The organism is Microvirga guangxiensis, assembly GCF_900102135.1.
GTDB lineage: Bacteria > Pseudomonadota > Alphaproteobacteria > Rhizobiales > Beijerinckiaceae > Microvirga > Microvirga guangxiensis.
Genome location: NZ_FMVJ01000005.1, coordinates 120,728 through 137,807, shown reverse-complemented (window position 1 = coordinate 137,807; position 17,080 = coordinate 120,728). Strand labels below are relative to the sequence as shown.

15 protein-coding genes are annotated in these 17,080 nt (G+C 61.6%); 8 read left to right on the top strand and 7 right to left on the bottom strand.

Annotation, left to right across the window (positions count from 1 at the left end; genetic code table 11):
• Positions 1–275 precede the first annotated feature (275 nt).
• The gene (locus tag BLP10_RS09510) at positions 276–1,379 is read left to right on the top strand and encodes an extracellular catalytic domain type 1 short-chain-length polyhydroxyalkanoate depolymerase (protein ID WP_244510468.1); all 1,104 of its coding nucleotides are present in this window, start codon (positions 276–278) and stop codon (positions 1,377–1,379) included.
• 4 nt (positions 1,380–1,383) lie between these two features.
• Here BLP10_RS09510 and BLP10_RS09505 read toward each other — a convergent pair whose 3' ends face one another.
• Together BLP10_RS09505 and BLP10_RS09500 are read right to left on the bottom strand one after the other, a co-directional pair.
• Entirely contained in the window at positions 1,384–2,190 is an 807-nt protein-coding gene (locus tag BLP10_RS09505; protein WP_091133739.1) for a DUF1194 domain-containing protein, read from the bottom strand.
• 196 nt (positions 2,191–2,386) lie between these two features.
• Entirely contained in the window at positions 2,387–4,387 is a 2,001-nt protein-coding gene (locus BLP10_RS09500; protein WP_139165459.1) for an HWE histidine kinase domain-containing protein, read from the bottom strand.
• Positions 4,388–4,769: 382 nt separating this feature from the next.
• Between BLP10_RS09500 and BLP10_RS09495 the strand changes: the two genes are divergently transcribed.
• On the top strand, positions 4,770–5,009 hold the full coding sequence (locus BLP10_RS09495) for a hypothetical protein (RefSeq protein WP_139165458.1): 240 nt from the start codon (positions 4,770–4,772) through the stop codon (positions 5,007–5,009).
• 143 nt (positions 5,010–5,152) lie between these two features.
• On the opposite strand, the gene BLP10_RS09490 is transcribed toward BLP10_RS09495, so the two are convergent.
• From BLP10_RS09490 to BLP10_RS09480, 3 genes are all read right to left on the bottom strand, one after another.
• Entirely contained in the window at positions 5,153–5,782 is a 630-nt protein-coding gene (locus tag BLP10_RS09490; protein ID WP_210183612.1) for an extensin-like domain-containing protein, read from the bottom strand.
• A 166-nt stretch (positions 5,783–5,948) separates the two neighbouring features.
• A complete protein-coding gene (locus BLP10_RS09485) occupies positions 5,949–6,569 on the bottom strand; it encodes a class I SAM-dependent methyltransferase (protein ID WP_091133733.1) in 621 nt (206 codons plus the stop codon).
• A gap of 33 nt (positions 6,570–6,602) precedes the next feature.
• Positions 6,603–6,839 carry a YjiS-like domain-containing protein gene (locus tag BLP10_RS09480; RefSeq protein WP_091133730.1) on the bottom strand — a complete coding sequence of 79 codons (237 nt, stop codon included), beginning with the start codon at positions 6,837–6,839 and terminating at the stop codon, positions 6,603–6,605.
• Between the two features lie 156 nt (positions 6,840–6,995).
• On the opposite strand from BLP10_RS09480, the gene BLP10_RS09475 reads away from it, so the two are divergent.
• The 6 genes from BLP10_RS09475 (at position 6,996) to BLP10_RS09450 (ending at position 14,759) form a co-directional block, all read left to right on the top strand.
• On the top strand, positions 6,996–7,691 hold the full coding sequence (locus BLP10_RS09475) for a Crp/Fnr family transcriptional regulator (RefSeq protein ID WP_091133728.1): 696 nt from the start codon (positions 6,996–6,998) through the stop codon (positions 7,689–7,691).
• Positions 7,692–7,758: 67 nt separating this feature from the next.
• Complete coding sequence (locus tag BLP10_RS09470) at positions 7,759–8,787, top strand: homocysteine S-methyltransferase family protein (RefSeq protein WP_091133726.1); 1,029 nt, start codon at positions 7,759–7,761, stop codon at positions 8,785–8,787.
• 188 nt (positions 8,788–8,975) lie between these two features.
• Complete coding sequence (locus BLP10_RS09465) at positions 8,976–9,965, top strand: ABC transporter substrate-binding protein (protein WP_091133724.1); 990 nt, start codon at positions 8,976–8,978, stop codon at positions 9,963–9,965.
• The gene (locus tag BLP10_RS09460) at positions 9,962–13,270 is read left to right on the top strand and encodes a PAS-domain containing protein (protein WP_091133722.1); all 3,309 of its coding nucleotides are present in this window, start codon (positions 9,962–9,964) and stop codon (positions 13,268–13,270) included. The genes BLP10_RS09465 and BLP10_RS09460 overlap by 4 nt, the downstream gene beginning before the upstream one ends.
• The gene (locus tag BLP10_RS09455) at positions 13,267–13,635 is read left to right on the top strand and encodes a response regulator (RefSeq protein ID WP_244510467.1); all 369 of its coding nucleotides are present in this window, start codon (positions 13,267–13,269) and stop codon (positions 13,633–13,635) included. Before BLP10_RS09460 ends, BLP10_RS09455 begins: the two co-directional genes overlap by 4 nt.
• Before the next feature lie 5 nt (positions 13,636–13,640).
• Complete coding sequence (locus BLP10_RS09450) at positions 13,641–14,759, top strand: adenylate/guanylate cyclase domain-containing protein (RefSeq protein WP_091134277.1); 1,119 nt, start codon at positions 13,641–13,643, stop codon at positions 14,757–14,759.
• Here BLP10_RS09450 and BLP10_RS09445 read toward each other — a convergent pair.
• Both BLP10_RS09445 and BLP10_RS09440 read right to left on the bottom strand, forming a co-directional pair.
• A complete protein-coding gene (locus BLP10_RS09445; RefSeq protein WP_091133718.1) occupies positions 14,756–16,228 on the bottom strand; it encodes a mannitol dehydrogenase family protein in 1,473 nt (490 codons plus the stop codon). The two genes, BLP10_RS09450 and BLP10_RS09445, sit on opposite strands and share 4 nt — an antisense overlap.
• Positions 16,229–16,235: 7 nt before the next feature.
• A complete protein-coding gene (locus tag BLP10_RS09440) occupies positions 16,236–17,078 on the bottom strand; it encodes an ABC transporter permease (protein WP_091133716.1) in 843 nt (280 codons plus the stop codon).
• Between the last annotated feature and the right edge of the window lie 2 nt (positions 17,079–17,080).

Sequence of the window (17,080 nt, the reverse complement as noted above, 5' to 3'; positions counted from 1 at the left end):
TGGGCGAGGCGCTGCTGCTGGCGGCCAAGGCAGCCCTCATGGGCGACACCCCCTCATACGCCGTCAACTGAGAACCTCCCGGCATTCCTGCATGCATTGCGTAGGAATATAAATTCTCTCGAATTATTGCGCTGCACCATATAATTTTTGCATTGCAACAAAAACGGGCATCGGGTGTTATCAGTCTTTCAGATTTTTGAGAGATAGACCCGATGCAGCGTTTAGGCACCATGATCCGCCAATTGGCCCGGCACCGCAGCCAATGGGAAGGATTGATGAAAGCTGCAGCCGCGAATGCAGCTTCATCCGGACATTCACGGCCCATTTCTGATCGCCTGACTGAAACGCGCGATTTCGGCGCCAATCCAGGCAATCTGCGCATGCTCAGCTATGCGCCGCCGGAGCTCACCCCCTCTCCCGGACTCGTCGTGGTTCTCCACGGCTGCACCCAAACCGCTGCGGGGTACGATCACGGCTCCGGATGGTCCACCCTGGCCGAACGCTACGGCTTCGTCGTGCTGTTCCCCGAACAGCAGGAGGCCAACAATCCCAAGCGCTGCTTCAATTGGTTTCAGACCGGCGATACCGAACGCGACAGGGGCGAGGTTGCCTCGATCCGCCAGATGGTCGAACGCGCCATCCGCGACCATGGCATCGACCGGAAGCGTGTCTTCGTCACCGGCCTGTCGGCAGGCGGCGCGATGACCGCCGCTCTGCTGGCTACCTATCCCGATGTGTTCGCGGGCGGGGCGATCATCGCCGGCCTCCCCTACCGAAGCGCGGCCAGCGTGCCGGAGGCATTCGAGGCCATGTTCCAGGGTCAGGAGAAACCGGCGGAAGCATGGGGCAACCTGGTGCGCAACGCCTCTCACCATCGCGGCCCCTGGCCGAAAGTGTCGATCTGGCATGGCAGCGCGGACGCAACGGTGAAGCCGATGAATGCGGGTGAGATCGTCAAGCAATGGACCAACGTCCATGGAGTGTCCGTTCATCCGAGCCGAAGCGAGATCGTGGATGGCTATCCGCGCCGCGTGTGGACGAACGAGAGCGGGGAGGACGTGATCGAGGAATACGTCATCACCGGCATGGCGCATGGAACGCCGCTTGCCACTGGCAACGGCGAGAACCATTACGGCGCAGCGGGCCCGTTCCTGCTCGAAGTCGGCATCTCATCGAGCTATCATGCGGCTAAGTTCATGGGCCTGACGGCGCATGCGGTGTCGAAGAAGGCGAGCGTCTCGCCGAAAGCCGTCTCCATCCAACCGGTCCCTCCGCCGCAGCAGAAGGCATCGCCTCGTGCAAAGCCATCCGCAACGCTGGGTCCGGATATTGGGGACGTCATCACGAAGGCACTGAAAGCTGCGGGACTCATGCGCTGATGCGTTACGGGTTTTTCTGAACATTCGGATCATCGGCGTTCTTCTTGTCGCCTGTCACGCAGTTCATCCGGGACTGGGTCGGAACGAGCTTCGGCCGGTGATCCTCAATTCCAGCAACCTCCCGCATGATCTTGGTGCGGATGACCATAGCAAACTGCTCGGGGTCGTGCAGGGGGATCATGAACGAGCTTGCGCCGCCGATGACGCATTCATGATAATAAACGTCGAGGCCGTCCATCTCCGGGCTGTTCTGAGTTCGTCCGAACATGATGGGCAGACCGTTGATCGTGATACCCTCGGCAATGGCCTCATCCCGTGCAAGCACCACCTTGCGCCCGTCGTTGTTGGGTCCATCGCCTGAAATGTCGATGACACGCCGCGCGGGAACTCCGCCGAGTTCCTTGAAAAGGTCCCGGCTGAAATCGATGATGCCGGAAATCGACGTCATGCCAGCCTGTCGAATCGGCTTGCTCGCGAGGCGCTTGGAAAACTCTTTCGCCTTTTCCGGCCCATCGATGACGGTCCAGGGCACGAGCACGGTCTGATCCTTGGCTCCGGACCATTCCACATATGTGACGGCAATCTGCCCCGTGGCACCGTTCTGGATCGCTTCATGCACCAGCGCGGAACGGAACGCCTCCACGAAACCGGCACGCTGCAATCCCTGCTCCTCCGCCTCCATGGACGAGGACACATCGACGGCGAGAACCAGAGCCAGATCGAGTTGGGGCTCGGCGGAGGCCGGCGCTCCAGCACCAAAGCCGACGGCAAGAACGAGGCACGCGAGAGTACACCAGAAATGACGCAGCATGACGACCTCCGCCCCCTGCCCTCAATCGATGCGACCAGTCCCCGTTGCCTCTTCTCTCAACGCGCCAAGCTGGGCTTTGATACGCCAGCCAAGCGAAGAAAAATCAGATAGCCCACTGCGGCTTGCGAGAGGCTGCTGCATCACGTCAGATGCAAATCAGCGCTCGCAGCTTCCGCCATACCCCTGTTTCTTGCCTTTAAGCGGCAAAGGCGGATTTTTTGAGAAGGCTCCTGTGAACCGGCAGGTCGCCTTCGTCCATGGGCGCATCGATCGTGCAGACGACGCCGGTGGGCGCGAAGTCAATCTTGACATTGCCTTGCAGGTCGGACGCCAGGCTGCGTTCGATGAGCCGGGTTCCAAAGCCACGGCGCTGCGGCGGCTGAATCGGCATGCCCTCTTTCTCCTCCCAGCGCAGATGGAGGCGTGCGGGCTCGACCGTGTCGTCCAAGGACCAGACGATCTCGACACGCCCCGATGCATTCGAGAGTGCGCCGTGTTTGACCGCGTTGGTCGCAAGCTCCTGCAACGCCATGGCGAGAGCAAGCGCCATGCGCGGAGACAGCCTGACCTCCGGTCCGTCACCCCTCAGACGGCTTTCGCCAACCCCGCGATAAGGCTCGATGGATTGCGCAACGATTTCGCGCAGCGATGCACCTTCCCAGTTCTCGCGCGTCAGGACGTCATGGGCTCTTGAAAGAGCCAGGAGCCGCGCCTCGAGGGCCGTGCGCGATTCCTGCGTCACGCCGACGTCGCGCAGGGTCTGTGCGGCGATGGATTGGACGGTCGCCAGGGTGTTCTTGACCCGATGGTTCAGCTCATGGATCAGCAGCTCTCGATGCTCTTCGGCGCTCTTCCGATCTGAGACATCGCGAAAATAGATGGAGAGGCCGCCGTCCGCCGTCGGGAAGATGCTGATTTCGAGCCATTGCTGATTGAGCGGCGACATCGTTTCGAGGCGAATGGGGATGCGCCGCTCCATCGCCGCGATGTGAGCCTTGTAGGGCTCGCTCCCGACGATCTCCGGAAACTCGTCCCAATAGGTCTTGCCCATCAGGCTTTCGCGCTTGCGTCGCCACAACTCTTCGGTCTTGCGGTTGACATAGGTGAAGCGCCATTCGCGGTCCACAGCGTAGAAAGCATCGTTGATGCTTTCCAGAATGTCGCGCATCCGCTCCTCGCTCTCGCGCAGGGCGGTTTCCACCCGCGCCCGTTCGACCGCTTCCCAGGTTCGCTCGGCCACCTGACGAACCAGAACCTCTTCATCCTCGCGCCAGTGGCGCGGCTCGACCTGATGCACCAGCAGGGCGGCTTCCATGCGCCCGCCCTTGATTAGGGGCACCGTGATGCCTGAGCGCGCGCCGATGGCGACATAGGTTGCAGCGATCCCCTCTCCCGCCGTCAACTGATCGTCGAAAGCATCGTGCAGGCACACGGTATTCCCGGCTTTCAGGACATTGATCAGAGACGCGCCGAACCCCGAGACGGGATATTGCCCGACAAGACTTGGCGCCTTTCCATCGGTCCAGTCCCGTTCGACGATGAAGATCTCGCCGTCGGGCGTGTCCTCGATATAACCGTAATTGACGCGGGACGCGATCAGGTGCCGGCCGAGCAACTCTGCCGTCACCGCCATGACTTTCCGTGGATCGTTGATGTAGCGAAGCCGCTTATCGAGTTCGAGTCGGAACCTCAGATGTTGTTCCTCTCGCTCCTGCATCTCTGTCGCGCCATAGACCCAAAGGGTCCCGACGACACGGTCGGCCTCGTCATGAATAGGCGTGCACGAAAAACTGTATCTCACTTCGCCCGAATAGCCCGTCCGCCGGGTCGCGAATGTCAGATCCTCCGAATGGACCGCCTCTCCCGCGCAAACCTTGTCGATGATTGCGCTCGCCTCCGCGGCGAGGTGCGGCCATACCTCTGCGAAAGGCAGCCCCAGGGACTTCGGATGACGGGCGCCTAGAATGGCAGCGTAACCACCATTGTAGATCATGGTGCGGTCCGCGCCCCAGAGGATGAACATGGGCTGCCGGGAGCCGAGCATCATGGTGACGAGCGTGCGCAGATATTGCGGCCATGTTTCCGGCGCGCCGAGGGACGTGACCTCCCAGTAACAGGCCTCGATGGCCGACCGGACGTCCTGCCTCGTCACAGGAAGTGAGCCCCGACGGGGAGGCATGCCGGCACCCGCGCTCATGCCTCGACCTGCGAGCCATGCATGGAGGAACGATGCCTGCAAGCCGACGCCATCAACCAGAAGACCACGAATTGCCCCTTTCTACCGCGTCCGTAGCGTGCGCAATGGACGGCATCGCCTCATCGGCGCGAGTCATTATCAATTGACCCTTTATAACATAGTCTCTTCTACGGAAACTGTCACTACAATACAATATTCGGTGAAGGACTTACTGTTTAGGCGAAGCCGGGCTTCTCTGGGGCAGATAGCGCCTCGGAGACCTCTCAAGCCCGTTTTTCGTTGGTCTTTCAGAGATGTAACACAATCCACTCTCTGGGCGGAGAGCAGACAGGGGGGTGCGGACGCGGTAGGTTCCTTGCCAACAACGTAGGGGCATAAACCAATGAAACCTGACATGGACCTGATCGGAGCCCTCACCTCGTTCTCGGTGGGCACGCTCGATGGCCGCGACGCGATGATGGTGATCGAGATGGCTTCGACGCCGGAGGAGTACGAGAGCGGGGTGCGCCGGCAGCTTCCGGTGGCGATGACGCCGGAGCATGCACGCGAGCTGGGCGAGGCGCTGCTGCTGGCGGCCAAGGCAGCCCTCATGGGCGACACCCCCTCATACGCCGTCAACTAAAAGCGTCGAACGCAAAAGCAAAAAACAGGCTTTGCGTGGAAGATGCTCACAACTGAAACCTTGAAGGCTCGGGCATAGCTTCAATCAGACCCGCTGTCGGAAACCAGCGCCTGGGGGCAAGGGCGCTGGTTTTTTCTTTTCCCTCATCGGCACGCGCGATACGAACCCATGTCGAAGTGAAAATGATCGTGATGCGCCTCGTTGTAATCGGGGCTCAACACGACATCGAAGAACCTGCAGGCGCCATCGCGCACAGCCCGCAGGAACGCTGCGCGACGCTGATCCTCGCCCTCCCAGTCCCGCTTCACGTCGACCTCCCGCCCATCGGCCAGCACGAAACCGGCAATGTCGATGGCGTTGGCCGTTGCGTGCTCGCTACGCCGCCCTTGAGCGCGGTGGTTGATGTTTCGGCAGGCGTAGGTACCGGCGTGGATCATACGGGCGACATCCTGCCCGAGATGGCGGCGCGCCGCGGGCCCCACGACATGCTCGTCGAACATGGCCCATGCCACGGCCAACGGACAGGAGGCCGTGAAGCTGCGGCTCACAGCACGCGAGGCTCCGGCGATCTCGACCGCATTGGACAGACCGCAGCCGTCATCGCTCCGGCGATCAGCAATGGGCTTGTAGGAAACATCCGAATTCTCCAGCACAGCCAGGCATTGAGAGCCGTCGCCTTCGAGACGTGAGAGCTTGATCCGCGTCAGCCAATTCACCTCATCGGCGATGTGCAGCGGCGCAAAGGGATTGAGGTGGCGAGGAACGGCAACCATTCCAGCCCAAATCAGGCAGGAAAGGATTGCCAAGCCGAGCAAACCGGCGACGGCGAGCCGGCCGAGGACGACCGGAAAAATTCGGGTCTTGCTTTTGTGCTGAGGCGGAGGGGGCTGCATAGAGGGAATTTAGGGCTGCTCGCCCATGGAGCCACCGCATAGATCATCAGCCAGCCTGAGCGACGCCCCGACAATGGAAGCCGATGACGCGGGGAGCGCCGCCGAGATAGTATTCTTCCATCTCCTGAATCGAAAATCCGTTTTGCCTGAGGAGTTCCGCGACCGGTCTCGTGAGGTTGCAGCCCACCGCGAGCGAACGCCAGATCGGGTTGAGCCGATGCTGCCAGCGGGCCACGTCCTCTTCCGGCGACAAACCATGCTCCAGAAAGAGCACCCTGCCCCCCGGCTTGAGAACTCTCCTGACCTCCCTGAGAGCCTGCTCGGGATCTTCGACCGAACACAGGGTGTAGGTGATCACCGCCGTATCGATGGTCTCATCCCCGAGAGGCAGCGCCTCGGCGGGAGCGCGCACGATCTCGACCTGGACATGGCTGCTGCGCTGCCTCGCCTCGCCGAGATGGAGGAACGCGTCGTTCGGATCGACGCCGATGACCTTGGTCACGTCCGCCGGATTGTAGAACGGCAGGTTCAATCCGGGCCCCATTCCGATCTCGAGCACAACGCCGCGTGCGAGAGGAATGACCCGCTCGCGCTCTGCAGAGATGTCATCCATCGAGCAAAGGCAGCTGACGAGTTTCGGGCCGATATAGCGGGAATAGAGGCTCATTGGCGTTCTCCGTGAGGCGAAAGGCGTCAGGCGCTATCGGCTAGAGCCGCGCCAGCCGTAATAGACATCGAAGGGCTCCAGCCCGACGTCCTCCAGCAGGCGCGCGTCGAGCTGCGTCAGCTGCTGATGGGTGCGCTCCCGCGTGGCGGCCCTTCTGGTGAGCACGACGAAATAGCGCGCGGACTTGACGGCGCTCCTGGCGACGGCTCGCACAAGGCGGCTGTAATGGGCGAGTTCGGACGTGGATAGCGAGGCGGTGTTCTGCATCATGGCATGCCTCCCAGCATATTTGATGCTAGACTGCGCCGACTGAAGACAGGGCTTTCTGCCAACATCGGCACTGTCGATGATGCGCCTCCCGGGCCCTGCCTTCTGTGACGTCGGTCACACTGCAGCCACGCTGTCATGCGCGACGAAGGGCTTTCAATGGCCGTACCGCACAATCTCGCGCTCTTGCTCAAGGCCAACCCCTTCTTCGCGGGGCTGGGCGACGAAGCCATCGAGGCCATCGCGGTGCTCTGCGTATCCCGTCACCTCGATCCGGGCGAGACGCTCTTCCTCAAAGGGGACCCGGGGGACGCGCTCTATGCGGTCCGCCGCGGGCAGATCCGGATCGCGACAGGCAGCCCGTCAGGCAAGCGTCTGACGCTCAACCTGCTGGGGCCGGGCGATGTCTTCGGCGAGGTCGCGCTGCTGGATGGACGCCCGCGCACGGCCGATGCAGTGGCCGTTGAGCCTACGGAGCTCTACACGGTTCTCCGGCGCGACTTCTTCAGCCTGCTCGAGCGGCGTCCTAGTGTGGCAACGCGGCTGATCGAACTGCTCTGCGAGCGCATTCGATGGATGAGCTCGCAGATCGAGGAGCGAGCCCTGCTGCCGCTGGAAGCTCGCCTTGCCCACCGCCTCGTTGCGCTCAGCGAGGATTACGGCCGCGACCTGCATGTGAGCCAGGAGGAACTCGCCATCTTCGTGGGCGCCAGCCGCGAAAGCGTCAATCGGCAGCTTCAGAACTGGCGCCGCAGGGGTTGGGTGGAGCTGAGCCGCAACTGCATCCGCGTGCTCCATCCTTCACACCTTTACCGCTCCTCCGACGACAGCGCAGACACACGGGATTCCGTGTGACACGCCTCACAGACCGCAATGCTCTCTCCCTTCATCATGCAGGCTGGCTTCAAGGGAGAGACGAGCCATGGCTCTGTATCGAGATCAACTGCCGCAGCTCTCAGGCGGCGACTACCTGACCGATGGCGGGTTGGAAACGACCCTTGTCTTCCATGATGGTATCGACCTGCCCTGCTTCGCCGCCTTCCCGCTTGTGATGAACGAGGACGGGCGCGAAACCCTGAAGCGCTATTTCAAACCTTATCTCGAGACAGCGGCGCAGAAGAATGTCGGCTTCATTCTCGACACCGTCACATGGCGCACCAATGCGGATTGGGGCCGGAAGCTCGGCTATTCAGCGCAAGACCTGGCGGATGTTCAGCGCCAATCCGTCGCCTTCGCCGATGAATTGCGCGAGGCCTATGCGACCGACCGCACGCCCATCGTGATCAACGGCATCCTGGGTCCGCGCGGCGACGGGTACAAAGCGGACGACCGGATGAGCGCCGAGGAAGCGGAGCAATATCATGCGCCGCTGGTCGAGGTGTTTCGCGACACCGCGACGGATATGATCAGCGCCATGACAATGACCTATGCTGAAGAGGCCATCGGCATCGTGCGCGCCGCGCAGAAAAACGGCATGCCGGTGGTGATCTCCTTCACGGTCGAAACCGACGGCCGCCTGCCCTCCGGAGATACCCTGCAGGAGGCAATCGAGAAGGTTGACGACGGCACTCGCGCAGGTCCCATCTATTACATGATCAACTGCGCGCACCCGAAGCATTTCGAAGATGCTCTCACCGGCAACGAGCCTTGGCTCGACCGGATCAGGGGCATCAGAGCCAATGCTTCTGCTTTAAGCCATGCAGAACTCGACGCCGCCACGGAACTGGATGACGGGGACCCGGCGGCCCTCGGCCTCCAATATCGCTCGCTCCGTAACTCATTGAAGCGGCTTTGCGTTCTGGGAGGCTGCTGCGGAACGGATCATCGGCATATCGCGGCCATCTGCGAAGCCTGCAGCCCTGTTGCCACCGACAAGGCTTCAACGCGGTTGCGGATGAAGGTGCGTAGGACCTCATCGGGCGTCCATATTCCGACACACCCGATCACCTGACGGGAAGTGCTATATCGAAACTAACTCTTAAGGGGCGTTAGGACGCAAAAGAGTTGGGAGCGGCAGTTTCGCGGCATAGTATGTTTCGACAAGCGAAACTCACAAGCAAGGCATAAGCCCGCGGCACTATGTGAGAAGGACAAGCGTCCGCCAAAGGCAATCGAACGTTCAATCGATCGGATTATGCCATGTCACGACGTTTCGAAGATGCACGGCTTGGAACCCGGAAAGCAGCGCTTGTCCGCCTTGTGATCTGCGCCCTAGCAATCCTTCCTATGGGACACGCTCTGGCGCAGGAGAGTGCGCGAAAAGTTCTCCATATCGATTCCTATCATGAGGGAAACGAGTGGAACGACCGGATCGTGGCTGCCCTGCAGGAAACGTTGAGCGGAAAATCCGTCGAGTTGCGCGTGTTCCACATGGATGCGAAGCGGCATCCGTCGGAAAGCGATATCCATGCTTCAGCTCTGGCGGCTCTGAAGACGATCGAAGACTTCAAGCCGGACGTGGTCACAACCAATGACGATCCTGCCACGCAGCATCTCGTCATGCCATACCTGCGCAATGCGTCGATCCCGGTCGTTTTCTGCGGCCTGAACTGGGACGCCTCGACATACGGCCTCCCCTACCGCAACACCACCGGCATGGTGGAGGTCTCGCCGATCCCTCAGATCATCAGATTGATGCGCCGGCATGCGCGCGGCTCACGACTCGGTTTTCTGTCCGAGGACACGCAGGTCAAGCGGAAGGAGCTCACATTTCATGAGCGCCTTTTCGGGATCACCTATGAGAAGACCTATTTCGTGAAGTCTCATGCGGAGTGGAAGGAAGCCTTCCTGCGCGCGCAGAAGGAGGTCGACATGCTCCTGATCCTTGGGGTCGGAGCGCTGCCGGACTGGAACCTCGCCGATGCGACACGCTTCGTGGAGGAGAACAGCAGGATTCCGAGCGGAACGGATTTCGAGTGGCTCACCGCCGTGAGCCTCATCGGCGTGGTGAAAAGCCCTCACGAGCAGGGGCGTTGGGTGGGTCAGGCGACACTTCGCATTCTCGAAGGCGTCCAGCCCAGCGACATTCCCCTCTCTCATAACCGGGAGGGCGAGTTGTTCTTCAACGACAGGATCGGCAGAAAACTCGGCATCACGGACCTGCCTCCTCTCGCCAGGGCCGTTCCATGACAAGCCTTGAGCCTGCTGCTCCCTCCAAGATCACGAGTCCCAAGCGTTCCCTCACGCTGCAGACGCTCCGCAAGATTGCAATCCGCATCAGTCTCGTGGTGGCTGCGGCCACCATCCTCAGCTACTGGCATGTGAAGACCGGATTCGAACAGCAGGCGACCGAGAACCTAGAGCGCTATGTGGAGCAACGGCGCGTGCGTGAAAGCGCCATCTTCGATCTCGCCAGCAGCAATATCCGCACCTTCTCCGACAGCTATCTGCGTGAGATCACCCAGATGGATCCGATCGGAGCCGAGCAACGCTTCGCCGCCTTGTTCGAGCAGCGTCCCGACGGCACCACGCGCCTGACGGAAAACGTCTTCAAGACCTATGGCGTGACAGGCTTCATCGGCAAGAACGTGATGATCGAGCGCGACCTCAAGCGCCGCCTCGTGGTGGCGTTCGACCTCATCACGCAATTCGGGCCTGCATGGAAAAGCCAATTCGCCAATCTGTACGTGATGACACCGGAAGGCGCGGTGATCATGTACTGGCCGGAGCAGCCCTGGGCCCTGCGCGCAGGCGATTGGGAGATCGCCGGCAAGCTGAGCCTGCTGGCGGAAAACCAGGACGGCGTGCTCGTCGCCAAAACCGGGACGATCGGCAATTCCATCAAGGAGCGATGGTCGGAGCTCTACTTCGATTACGGCATCAACGACTGGCTCGTATCCGTCACACGCCCGGCCCTCGTGGATGGACGCCCCGCTATCAGGATCGGGCAGGACATTCTTGTCCATGACCTGATCGGGCGCGCGGTCAGCACGGATCTGGACGGAACCTACAACATCCTCTTCTCGGATGAAGGACGCATCATCGCTCATCCTCGCTTCATGGATGCCATTCAGGCGCGCAGCGGTTCGCTGCCTGTGTCCCAGACAGGCGATCCGGGCCTGGAGAACATCCACCGGCTGACGCATGAACGCTCGCCGGATCAGACCGTCATTCGCGATCAGGCCGACAACCAGGTGATCGCCGTCACGAAGCTGAGCGGGCCTGGGTGGACGCTCGCAACCGTCTATCCGCTGGATGTGGCGGCCGAGAGTGCCTGGAAGACGGCCCGTCTCATCCTCCTCATGGGCGTGCTGGCGCTTCTCCTCGAAATCGCAATCATGAGCTCCACGCTCAGGAGCCAGATCGCCGTGCCCCTGCGCCTGCTGGTGCGGGCGACGAGTTCCGTGGCGAAAGGCGAATTCAAGACGCATCTCAATCTCAAGAGACAGGATGAGATCGGCGAATTGGCGGAAGCCTTCACGACCATGGCCCGGCAACTCGACGCCCGCGAGACCGCTCTCAGCGAAAGAAGCGCGAGCCTCGCCAAGCTGAACGAGGAGTTGGCTTACGAGCTGTGCGAACGTGAGAAGGCGGAGCGGGAACTTGCGCGTCACCGTGAACTCAATGCGCTTCTCGACACCATCGATTACGGCATTCTTTTCTTGAGCCCCGACTTGAAGATCCGCCTCGCCAACAGGGCCTACAAGGACATGTGGGCCGTGCCTGAAGCCCAGCTCGCCAAGGGCACGCCCATTCGCGATGTGATCATCCATCACAGCCACGCGCTCTGCATCGAGAGCGAATACGAGGACGATTTCGTCGAGCGCAGCATGGAGGATGTCCGGCATTGCGACGAGGCGCCCATCGAGATCCAGTCGCCGAACAACCGGGTTCTCCGCTATCACTGCGTGGCGCTGCCGGATGGCGGGCGCATGCTCACCTATGTGGACATCACCGAGCAGAAGCGGGCGCTGGATGCCATTGCTCTTGCCGAGCAGCGCCAGCGGCGTCTTCTGGAGATGGCGCCTTATCCGCTGGTCGTGAGCAGGATGTCCGACGGCCGGATCCTTTATGCCAATGCCCGCACCGCCGAGGCCATCGGCCTCAATCAGGAGGCGCTGCGGGGAACGCCCGCGCCGAACTATTATGCCAATCCTGCCGACCGTGAGCGCATTCTCCGCGTCCTGTCCCAGGAAGGGCGCGTCCGGGATGTGGAGGTTCGCCTGCAGCGTCATGATGGAAGTGAATTCTGGGCTCTGGTGAATGCGAGCTTCGCCGATTATGAATCGTCGCCCGCCCTTCTTTTCGCCTTCAACGACATCACCGAGCTGAAGCAGCGGGAAGCGCAGCTCAAGCAGGCCAAGAAGGAAACCGAAGCGGCCCTGCGTGACCTCAATGCGGTGCTCGAAGCCATTCAGTACGGCATCCTGTTTCTCGACCCCGATTTCCGCGTCCGCCTTGCCAACCGCGCCTATCGCGAAATCTGGCAGATGCCCGAAGGCTTTTATGACAGCTCACGCTCCTTGGAAGACGACATGGAGAAGAGCCGGGAACTCGACACCTACGACGTGTCCGACGAGGAATGGCAGACCTACAAGACAAGACGGGTCGCGGAGATCAAGAGCGGCGCCGCGGCGACGAGCGAGATGCGCCTGAAGAACGGTCAGGTTCTTCAATACCGCATCATTGCGCTTCCCGATGGCGGACGCATGCTCACCTATTTCGACATTACCGACCTGAAGCTCTTCGAGGATGTTCTGCGGCAGGCCAAGGAGCAGGCTGAGGAGGCAAGCCAAGCCAAGTCGCGCTTCCTGGCGAATGTGAGCCACGAGCTTCGCACGCCGCTCAATGCGGTTCTCGGTTATACCGAGCTGCTGATCGACGGACTCTACGGCGACCTGCCCGAGAAAGCCCATGGCGTTCTGACCCGCGTGCAGGTGAACGGCAGGCATCTGCTTGCGCTCATCAACGACATTCTCGATCTGTCGAAAATCGAGGCAGGCGAATTGCTGATCGCCTCGGAGCCTTACTCGGTTTCGGATCTCATTCATGCCGTCGTGACAACGGCGGAGCCTCTCGCCAAGGCCAAGGGGCTTGCGCTTCGCGTGTCGGTCCCGGAAGGCTTGCCCTATGGCAACGGAGATGAGCGCAGGCTGACCCAGGTTCTCGTCAACCTCGTCGGAAACGCCATCAAATTCACGGATAAGGGCTCCGTCGAGGTCCTGGCCGGAGTGGACGGCGGACGGTTGAGAATTGCCATCAACGATACCGGCATCGGCATTCCGCTCAAAGACCAGAAGCTCATCTTCGAGGCTTTCCAGCAGGGTTCGAACGCCATGAACGGCGGCACCGGAACAGGTCTAGGGCTCGCCATCTCGAAACGCATCGTGCAGATGCATGGCGGAACGATCCAGGTGACTTCGGTTGCGGGAGAAGGATCGACCTTCACCATTGATCTTCCGCTGGAAACCCGGTCAGCGACAGAGGCCGCATGATGAGCAAGCGGATCCTGATCGTGGAGGATACGGAGGACAACCGCAGGATCCTGCGCGATCTCCTGACCAATGCCGGCTTCGAGATCTGCGAGGCGCATGATGGGCAAGCCGCCGTGACGGCCGCCACGGAATTCCGGCCCGACCTGATCCTGATGGATATCCAGCTCCCTATTCTCGATGGTTATGAGGCGATCCGGCACATCAAGGGCAACGGCGCCATCCAGCCTCCTCCGATCATCGCCGTCACGTCCTATGCCCTGTCAGGCGATGAAGAGAAAGCGTGGGCCGCCGGATGCGACGGATACATCGCCAAGCCTTTCAGCCCGCGCCAAATTCTCGCGAAGATTCGCGAGCTTCTGGAATGACGCCCATGCGCGAGCGTCCTCTTATCCTTGTCGTCGACGACATCGAGGAGAATATCGAGATCGTCCGGGTGCGCCTGGAGGCGCAGGGATACGAGATCGCGACCGCCGCGAACGGACGTGAGGCGCTGGAGCAGACCGGCAGACTTCGTCCCGACCTGATCCTGCTCGACATCATGATGCCGGAGATGGACGGGATCGAGGTCACCAAGAAGATCAAGAGCGATGAAGCCCTTCGCGCAATCCCCATCATCCTGCTGACGGCGAAGTCGACCATCAAGGACGTGGTCGCAGGCCTCGATGCCGGGGGCGACGATTATCTCACAAAGCCGTTCGAACCCGCGACCCTCGTGGCAAGGGTCCGCTCGCTCCTGCGGATCAAGACCCTCTATGACACCGTTCAGGCGCAGGCCGCCGAATTGTCCATCCTGAACCGCGACCTCGAGACCCGCGTGGAGCAACAGGTGCAGGAACTCGAACGTCTGCGCGACCTGAGGCGATTCCTGCCGCCGCAGGTGGCCGACATGATCGCCTCGAAAGGGAACAACGCCGAAATCCTCAAGCATCATCGTCGGGAGATCGTCGTGCTGTTCTGCGATCTGCGCGGCTTCACGAGCTTTGCCGAGATCGCCGCGCCTGAAGAGGTGATGGATCTGCTGAAGGCCTACCACTCGACCCTCGGCCCCTTGATCCATGCGGAACAGGGGACGCTCGAGCGGTTTGCCGGCGACGGCATGATGATCTTCTTCAACGATCCGATCCCCTGCCCCGACCCTGCCGCGCGGGCCGTACGCCTCGCGATCGCCATGCGCGACAGCACTCAAGCGCTTGCCCGCGACTGGCAGCTTCGCGGCTATTCCATCGGCTTCGGAATCGGAATCTCACAGGGCTACGCGACGCTGGGGCGGATCGGGTTCGAGGGGCGGTTCGATTATGCGGCCATCGGCACCGTGACGAATGTGGCAGCGCGCCTCTGCTCGGAGGCGCGCGACGGGCAGATCCTGGTGACACAGCGCATTGCCACCGAGATCGATGAGATGGCCGTCACCACCTCCCTCGGCGACTTCCATTTGAAAGGGCTGAGCCGTGCCATCCCGATCTACAACATCGAGGGACTGAAGGACTAGTTCCACTCCGCCACGGTGCGCTTCGCGCCTTTGACATAAAGCTGCTGCAAAGCAGCCGTCACAGGGCCGGTGAAGCGTTCGTCCTGGGGCAGATCGTCCCCGAAGATTTCCCGCAACGCGAGCAACTCGCTGGCCAGCCGCTCAGCTGAGTCTCCAGCCCGGTCCGCCGTCTCGCGCAGACGCGCGGCCATCGGGTCGCGCACATCGATGGGAGCACCCTTCTCGTCGATGCCGGTCACGTAGCGCATCCAGGCTGCGACGCCGAGCGCAAGGCGTTGAATGGGAGCGTTCTCACGAAGCCTGTCACGCACCGTTCCGAGCAGGCGCTGCGGCAGCTTCTGCGATCCGTCCATGGCGATCTGCCATGTGCGATGCCGAAGAGCCGGGTTCTTGAAGCGTTCGATCAGCGCCCGCTTATAGGCTGGAAGATCGGCGCCTGCGGGCATGTGGAGCGTCGATGTCACTTCCTCGTTCATGAGACCAGTGATGAGACGCTCGAAGGCGGGATCGGCCATCGTGTCGGCAACGGTTTCATATCCGGCGAGATAGCCGAGATAGGCGAGCGTCGAGTGGCTCCCGTTGAGAAGCCGCAGCTTCATATGCTCGTAGGGCTCCACATCCGTCACGAACTCCGCGCCCACCGTTTCCCAGGCCGGACGCCCCTGAGGGAAGCTGTCCTCGATCACCCATTGCGTGAAGGGTTCGGTGACCACGGGCCATGCATCGGTGACACCCAGTTCTTCCCGGATTCGTCTGCGGTCCTCATCGCTCGTTGCGGGAACGATCCGGTCGACCATGGTGCAGGGGCAAGCCACTTCATCCGCCACGAAACGGCCGAGAGCCGGATCGCTCAATTCCGCGAAACGCGTCAGAACACGTTTCACCGTGCGGCCGTTGGAGGGAAGGTTGTCGCAGGTCAGCACAGTGAAAGGCGGGATGCCCGCCATGCGGCGGCGTCGCAAGGCCTCGATGATGAAACCAGGCGCGGACCGGGGCAGATGCGGATTGTGCAGATCGTGGACGATATCCGGATGCTTCTCGTTCAACATTCCGGTTGCAGGATCGTGGCAATAGCCCTTCTCGGTCACCGTCAACGAGACGATCCGCGTTTGCGGAGAGGCCATCACGCGCAGAAGGTCCTCGATCGCCTCCGGCGCGACGATGACGCGCTCGATCGCACCGATGATCCTCAGCCGCTCCCCCTCTCCCGAGCGAACGGAGAGGGTGTAAAGCCCATCCTGCGGCTGAAGTGCGTCATAGGTATCGGGGCTGCGCAGGCTTGCTGCGACGATGCCCCAACGCGGATCCTGCGCCAGGACGTCGTCGACGTAGACCGCCTGGTGAGCGCGGTGAAAGGCGCCCACGCCGAGATGCACGATTCCCGTCGCGACCGCGCGGCGGTCGTAGCGCGGCCTTTCTACGGCACGCGGGAGATCATTGAGGTTCGCTTCGCTTAAGCGCTTCGACATGACATCCTCAATGGGCGGGTTGCTGCTTGGCGCGGGTAACGATCTGCGTCGGGTTGACGAAGCGCAGAGCGATCACGAGCCACACGAGCGTGGTGGCCATGTAGACCACGGCCATGGCGTCGATGGACTGAACCGCGCGGACACCCGCCGCGAAGACGGCATAATACAGCGCGACAACCAGCGTCTGACTCGTCGGGCCTGCCACGAGGAAGGTCAGCTCGAACATCGCGATGGTGCGCACAAGAACCAGCAGGAGCGCCGCGAGGATGCCCGGCAGCAGCAGCGGCAGGAGCACATGGATGAACAGCTTGAAGGTATTGGCGCCGAACACCCGGGCCGCCGCCTCAATCTTCGGGTCGATCTGCTCGATGAACGGGATCATGACGAGGATCACGAAGGGGACCGTCGGCACGAGATTGGCCACGACGACGCCCCAGAACGTGCCCGCCAGCCCGGTCCGGTACAGCACCGTTGCAAGCGGAATGCCGAAGGTGATCGGCGGGATCAGGAGCGGCAGCAGGAAAAGCAGAACCAGAATGCGCTTCCCAGGGAAGTCGCGCCGCGCAAGCGCATAAGCCGCCGTCACGCCGAGCAAGCCGGAGATCAGAACCACGACTCCCACCACCTGAAACGTCACGATCAGGATGTCCCAGAGCTGGAACTCGTTCCAGGCGGAGGAGTACCAGCGCGTCGTCCAGCCGACCGGCAGCCATGTGCCGAGCCAGCGCGTGGCGAAGGAGCTCGTGACCACGGTTGCGATCATGGCGAGCAGGTTGATAATGAAGAAGCCGACAACGCTCCAGACCGCCACGGCCCACAGCTTCGCGCCAATCGTCGTATCGCGGATCATGA

Bases quoted from the DNA above. Each gene is read 5' to 3' on its own strand.
- BLP10_RS09510 (WP_244510468.1), top strand. From the start codon at position 276: ATGAAAGCTGCAGCCGCGAATGCAGCTTCATCCGGACATTCACGGCCC.
- BLP10_RS09505 (WP_091133739.1), bottom strand. From the start codon at position 2,190: ATGCTGCGTCATTTCTGGTGTACTCTCGCGTGCCTCGTTCTTGCCGTC.
- BLP10_RS09500 (WP_139165459.1), bottom strand. From the start codon at position 4,387: ATGAGCGCGGGTGCCGGCATGCCTCCCCGTCGGGGCTCACTTCCTGTG.
- BLP10_RS09495 (WP_139165458.1), top strand. From the start codon at position 4,770: ATGAAACCTGACATGGACCTGATCGGAGCCCTCACCTCGTTCTCGGTG.
- BLP10_RS09490 (WP_210183612.1), bottom strand. From the start codon at position 5,782: ATGGTTGCCGTTCCTCGCCACCTCAATCCCTTTGCGCCGCTGCACATC.
- BLP10_RS09485 (WP_091133733.1), bottom strand. From the start codon at position 6,569: ATGAGCCTCTATTCCCGCTATATCGGCCCGAAACTCGTCAGCTGCCTT.
- BLP10_RS09480 (WP_091133730.1), bottom strand. From the start codon at position 6,839: ATGATGCAGAACACCGCCTCGCTATCCACGTCCGAACTCGCCCATTAC.
- BLP10_RS09475 (WP_091133728.1), top strand. From the start codon at position 6,996: ATGGCCGTACCGCACAATCTCGCGCTCTTGCTCAAGGCCAACCCCTTC.
- BLP10_RS09470 (WP_091133726.1), top strand. From the start codon at position 7,759: ATGGCTCTGTATCGAGATCAACTGCCGCAGCTCTCAGGCGGCGACTAC.
- BLP10_RS09465 (WP_091133724.1), top strand. From the start codon at position 8,976: ATGTCACGACGTTTCGAAGATGCACGGCTTGGAACCCGGAAAGCAGCG.
- BLP10_RS09460 (WP_091133722.1), top strand. From the start codon at position 9,962: ATGACAAGCCTTGAGCCTGCTGCTCCCTCCAAGATCACGAGTCCCAAG.
- BLP10_RS09455 (WP_244510467.1), top strand. From the start codon at position 13,267: ATGATGAGCAAGCGGATCCTGATCGTGGAGGATACGGAGGACAACCGC.
- BLP10_RS09450 (WP_091134277.1), top strand. From the start codon at position 13,641: ATGCGCGAGCGTCCTCTTATCCTTGTCGTCGACGACATCGAGGAGAAT.
- BLP10_RS09445 (WP_091133718.1), bottom strand. From the start codon at position 16,228: ATGTCGAAGCGCTTAAGCGAAGCGAACCTCAATGATCTCCCGCGTGCC.
- BLP10_RS09440 (WP_091133716.1), bottom strand. From the start codon at position 17,078: ATGATCCGCGATACGACGATTGGCGCGAAGCTGTGGGCCGTGGCGGTC.